At 30.7% G+C, this 5,084-nt stretch carries 3 protein-coding genes and 2 pseudogenes; all 5 read left to right on the top strand.

Features of this window, described 5'->3' with window-relative positions:
* Positions 1–62 precede the first annotated feature (62 nt).
* The 5 genes and pseudogenes from HMPREF0072_RS07925 (at position 63) to HMPREF0072_RS07905 (ending at position 4,965) form a co-directional block, all read left to right on the top strand.
* Positions 63–927, top strand: a pseudogene (locus tag HMPREF0072_RS07925) (VirB6/TrbL-like conjugal transfer protein, CD1112 family).
* A 17-nt stretch (positions 928–944) separates the two neighbouring features.
* A complete protein-coding gene (locus HMPREF0072_RS07920; protein ID WP_039931275.1) occupies positions 945–1,202 on the top strand; it encodes a hypothetical protein in 258 nt (85 codons plus the stop codon).
* Complete coding sequence (locus HMPREF0072_RS07915) at positions 1,202–1,540, top strand: PrgI family protein (RefSeq protein WP_002838958.1); 339 nt, start codon at positions 1,202–1,204, stop codon at positions 1,538–1,540. The genes HMPREF0072_RS07920 and HMPREF0072_RS07915 overlap by 1 nt, the downstream gene beginning before the upstream one ends.
* Positions 1,537–4,028, top strand: a pseudogene (locus HMPREF0072_RS07910) (VirB4-like conjugal transfer ATPase, CD1110 family). The gene HMPREF0072_RS07915 and the pseudogene HMPREF0072_RS07910 overlap by 4 nt, the downstream one beginning before the upstream one ends.
* Positions 4,000–4,965, top strand: a complete 966-nt coding sequence (locus HMPREF0072_RS07905; RefSeq protein ID WP_004828995.1) for a DNA-methyltransferase — start codon at positions 4,000–4,002, stop codon at positions 4,963–4,965. The pseudogene HMPREF0072_RS07910 and the gene HMPREF0072_RS07905 overlap by 29 nt, the downstream one beginning before the upstream one ends.
* The last annotated feature ends 119 nt before the right edge of the window (positions 4,966–5,084 follow it).

Here is a 5,084-nt window from a genome sequence, read left to right as displayed (position 1 = left end):
AGGGGGAATTGTACTCATAGGTTTAAAACTAATACCGCTATTAGCAAACGTGTTAAAATAAAATGTTTAATATAGTAGATAAGATCAAAGAGTTTTTTTCGGAGATACTTATTGATATGATCAAGGAAAATTTAAGCGGAATGCTCCTTGATATAAATGACAAAGTATCAACGATAGCAAATGAGGTAGGAAAGACTCCGAGTGGATGGAACTCGGAGGTTTTCCACTTCATAAAGTCTATTTCAGAAAATGTTATACTTCCCATAGCAGGTCTTATCATAACGGCTGTACTATGTATTGAATTAATTCAAATGGTAATGAACAAAAATAATATGCATGACACAGATACCTTTGATTTTTTTAAATATATGATAAAAATGTGGATAGCAGTATGGCTTGTATCTCATGCTTTTGACTTTTCTATGGCAGTATTTGATGTGGCACAGAATTTAATAGGAAAGGCAGCAGGTGTGGCAAATGCTAGTGCAAAAGTTTCTCCAGGTGATATAGCTAATATGGTAGATAGCCTAAAAGGAGAGTCAATAGGAAAATTAATGACTATAGTACTAGAGACAGCCATTGTAAAGATGATAATTCAAGGGATATCAATACTCAATTACAGTTATTCTATACGGCAGGATGATAGAAATATATATTTATACTTCAGTTTGTGCCATACCTTTTGCCACAATGGGTAATAAAGAATGGGGAAGTATTGGAACAAACTATATAAGAGGGCTCTTCGCACTTGGCTTGCAAGGTTTATTCTTACTTATATGCGTAGGAATTTATGCCGTACTTGTTAAGACTTTAAATATATCAGACATACACAAAAGTATTTTTGAATTACTAGGATACACCTTAATACTTGGTATAACTATGATGAAATCAGGAAGTATTGCAAAATCAATTTTAAATGCTCATTAATAAAAAAGGAGAAGATGATGAAAATTAGAAGAAAAAAGGACAAAAAAATTAATCTAAAAACACTTGGAACAATAGGACTCCCAATACTTTTAATAGGGGGATATATTACAAGAGAAATACAAAATAGAATGATTATAAGAAAAANATTGGAAGTTTTAGATAATAGAGAAGAAACGAATGAAAAAGTCTTAGAAATAGCAGTGAATATGGGAAAATCATTAGAAGATCTGAACAGAGAAGATATATATGGCTTTTACTTAGAGGGTTTAGAATAATGGCTTATGTAAATGTCCCAAAGGACTTAACAAAAGTAAAAACAAAGGTAGCTCTAAATCTAACAAAAAGACAATTAATTGGCTTTACAATTGCAGGTCTAATAGGCTTTCCAGTATATTTAATGGTAAAAAAAGTGCTGCCTAATGACCTATCTATGTTAATTATGATAGGTGTGTCTTTTCCTATAATATTTGCAACTCTTTATGAAAAGGACGGGATCTATTTTGAAAAATATTTAAAGTATATTATAGATAAGAAAAGACAGACAAGTATAAGGATATACAAGACAGAATGTATTTATGATATAAAGAAACAAAGAAAGGAAAGGAGTAAATGAATCAAATACAGAAAAAACAACAGAAAAAATTAAATCAAGAAAAAAGGAATTTAAAAAACAAAAAGAAGATTTAAAAAGCATTAGTATAAGTCAAAAAAAGATGAAAAAAGCAAATATTTCTAAAGAAAAAGGAAAGCCCAAAAAGAAGCTTTCCTTTTTTGGTGGGAAGAAGAAAAAGAGCGTTCAGGAAACAATCCCTTATTTAAGAATGTTGAGAAATGGGATTTGCCAAGTTGAGAAGAACAAATTTAATAAAATGATACGTTTTTTAGATATTAACTACCAGCTTTCAACAGAAGAAGATAAGGAAAGTATATTTAATGAATTTTCAAGTTTTTTAAACTATTTTGATCCAAGTGTTGATATAGAACTTTCATATATTAATCGCATAGGAAAAAATGAAGAAGTAGAAAAAAACATCAATGTTCCGGATAGAAACGATTCATATAATGAAATACGAAAAGAGTACAGGGAAATGCTAAAAAATCAGAGTCAAAAAGGAAATAATGGACTTACTAAATATATGTATATCACCTTTAGCTTACAAGCACAAGATTTAAAAGAGGCAACTACAAGACTTGAAAGAATGGAAATGGATATATTAAATAACTTTAAGCAGATGGGAGTAAAAGCTTATGTATTAAGTGGATATGAAAGGTTAAAGGTTATTCACGATATCTTAAATCCGAATAAGAATTTTGTTTTTTCCTTTGAAGACCTAAAATATAGTGGACTATCTACTAAGGATTATATAGTACCAGCATCATTTAACTTTTCATCTACAATCAATTTAAAATTGGAGAATACTTTGGAGAAGTAAACTTTCTGCAAATTCTAGCACCTGAATTATCAGATAGATTATTATCAGAATTTTTAGGTTGAAGAAAATATGATTGTAACATTTCATATAAATTCCATTGATCAAACAGAAGCTATAAAGATGATTAAAAGAAAAATAACGGACTTGGATAAAATGAAAATTGAAGAAAATAAGAAGGCTATAAGATCAGGATATGATATTGATATTCTTCCAAGCGATTTAATTACCTATGGTAATGATGCTAAGAAACTGTTGGTAGAACTTCAAAATCATAATGAGAGAATGTTTGTCATAACTATTTTGTTTACAAATATGGAAAAAAGTAGAAAGAAATTGAGTAATATAATCTTTCAACTAAATTCAATAGCAGGTAGGCATAATTGTGTATTGAAAAATCTTAACTATAGACAGGAACAAGGACTAATTTCCTCCCTACCACTTGGAAAAAATGAAATCGAAATAAAAAGAGGACTTACAACTAGCTCTACAGCAGTCTTTATTCCTTTTACAACAGAAGAGTTGTGCTTAGAAGGAGAGAGCTTATACTACGGATTAAATGCTTTAAGTCGTAACATTATTATGACAGATAGAAAGCTTTTAAAGAATCCAAACGGTTTAATACTTGGAACGCCTGGTAGTGGTAAATCTTTTTCGGCTAAAAGAGAAATTACCAATGCTTTTTTAATCACACAAGATGACATCATTATATGTGATCCGGAAGGGGAGTATGGAAATTTAACTAAGGCACTAGGTGGAGAAGTTATAAAAATATCGCCAACAAGTAAGGATTATATAAACCCGTTGGATATAAATGTAGACTATGCCGATGAAGACAATCCCTTATCTTTAAAGTCTGACTTTATTCTTTCACTGTTTGAACTTGTAGTAGGAAAGGAAGGGTTAAGTGCAGAAGAAACTTCAGTAATTGATAGATGTCTTCCAATATTATATAAGAATTACTTCGACAATCCTATTCCTGAAAATATGCCAATTTTAGAAGATTTATATAATTTACTTTTAAAACAAGAAGAAAAGGTAGGGAAAAAATTAGCGGTAGAAATGGAAATTTATGTCAAAGGTAGTCTTAATGTATTTAACCATAGGACTAATGTAGATACAGGAAATAGAATTCTTTGCTATGACATTAAGGAATTAGGAAAGCAACTTAGAAAAATAGGTATGTTAATTGTTCAAGATCAAGTATGGAACAGAGTAACTATTAATAGGAATAAGAAGGAAACCAGATATTACTGTGACGAATTCCATTTGCTTTTAAGAGAAGAACAAACAGCCTCATATTCCATAGAAATCTGGAAAAGATTTAGAAAATGGGGTGGGATTCCAACAGGATTAACACAAAATGTAAAGGACCTTTTAGCCAGTCCTGAAATAGAAAATATATTTGATAACACAGATTTTATCTTAATGCTTAATCAAGCTAGTGGTGATAGGGAAATTTTAGCGAACAAGTTAAATATATCTCTTTATCAGTTATCCTACGTAACAAATTCCAATGAGGGAGAGGGATTACTATTCTACGGAAACACAATAGTACCTTTTGTAGATAGATTCCCTAAAGATACAAAATTGTATAAGTTAATGACAACTAAACCAGAAGAATTAAAGGAAGGGATAGAAATTGATAGACAGAGAGAAGTTAAAAACTAACTATATTATTAATTTAGATGCAATTTCTGCTCTAAAGGAATTTCCAGATAAAACATTTGATTGCTGTATTACATCTCCTCCATATTATGGACTTAGAGATTATAAAGCAGAAGGACAAATTGGAAGAGAAGAAAGTCCGGAGGAATATTTAAATAAATTAATTGAAGTCTTTAGAGAAGTAAAAAGAGTATTAAAAAAAGAAGGAACACTTTGGATAGTTATTGGAGATTCTTATGCAGGCACAAGAAGCAAAAAAGAATATAAAGATCCTAAAAACATAGAAGGAAGAAGTGGTCAAAAAGAGTCTATTACAGAAAAACTCAGTGGCTACAAGGCAAAAGACTTAATGGGGATACCTTGGCAACTAGCTTTAAAATTAAGAGAGGACGGTTGGTATTTAAGAAGTGATATTATTTGGCATAAGGAAAATGCCATGCCTGAGTCTTGTAGAGATAGACCATCAAGATCCTATGAACATATCTTCCTACTATCAAAAGCAAGAAAGTATTTCTATAACTTTGACGCTATGAAAGAACCAATAAAAGAAATAAGCAAAAAAAGATATATGAGGGCAAGGGGAAATAATAATAAGTATTTACAAGAAGGCACAGGAGCTAAAAGACAGAGCATAAATGAAGCAAGAGAGTATGGAGAATATATAGGAGATAATGTCCCTAAGTTTAGAAACAATAGAGATATTTGGACTATTAACACCAGTGCGTTTAAAGGAAAACACTATGCGGTATTTCCACCAAAACTGGTAGAACTTTGTATAAAAGCAGGATGTCCTAAAAAAGGCTTAATTCTTGATCCTTTTATGGGTTCAGGAACTGTTGGAATGGTAGCTATTAGGATGGACAGAGAATATATTGGAATTGACATAAACAAAGACTACTGTCAAATAGCTAAAGAAAGGATAGAGAAAAATATGAAATAGGAGGTATATATGAAAAAGAAAGGGAAAGTAAACCCAAGAGATGTACCAAAGACCAAGCTTATATCAGAAAAGAAAGAAGAAAGCAATGAAAAATCCAGTAGTACAGAGAGACCATCAGA

The organism is Anaerococcus lactolyticus ATCC 51172, assembly GCF_000156575.1.
In the GTDB taxonomy this organism is placed as follows: domain Bacteria; phylum Bacillota; class Clostridia; order Tissierellales; family Peptoniphilaceae; genus Anaerococcus; species Anaerococcus lactolyticus.
This window is presented reverse-complemented; position numbering and strand designations above follow the sequence as displayed.

Bases quoted from the DNA above. Each gene is read 5' to 3' on its own strand.
- HMPREF0072_RS07915 (WP_002838958.1), top strand. From the start codon at position 1,202: ATGGCTTATGTAAATGTCCCAAAGGACTTAACAAAAGTAAAAACAAAG.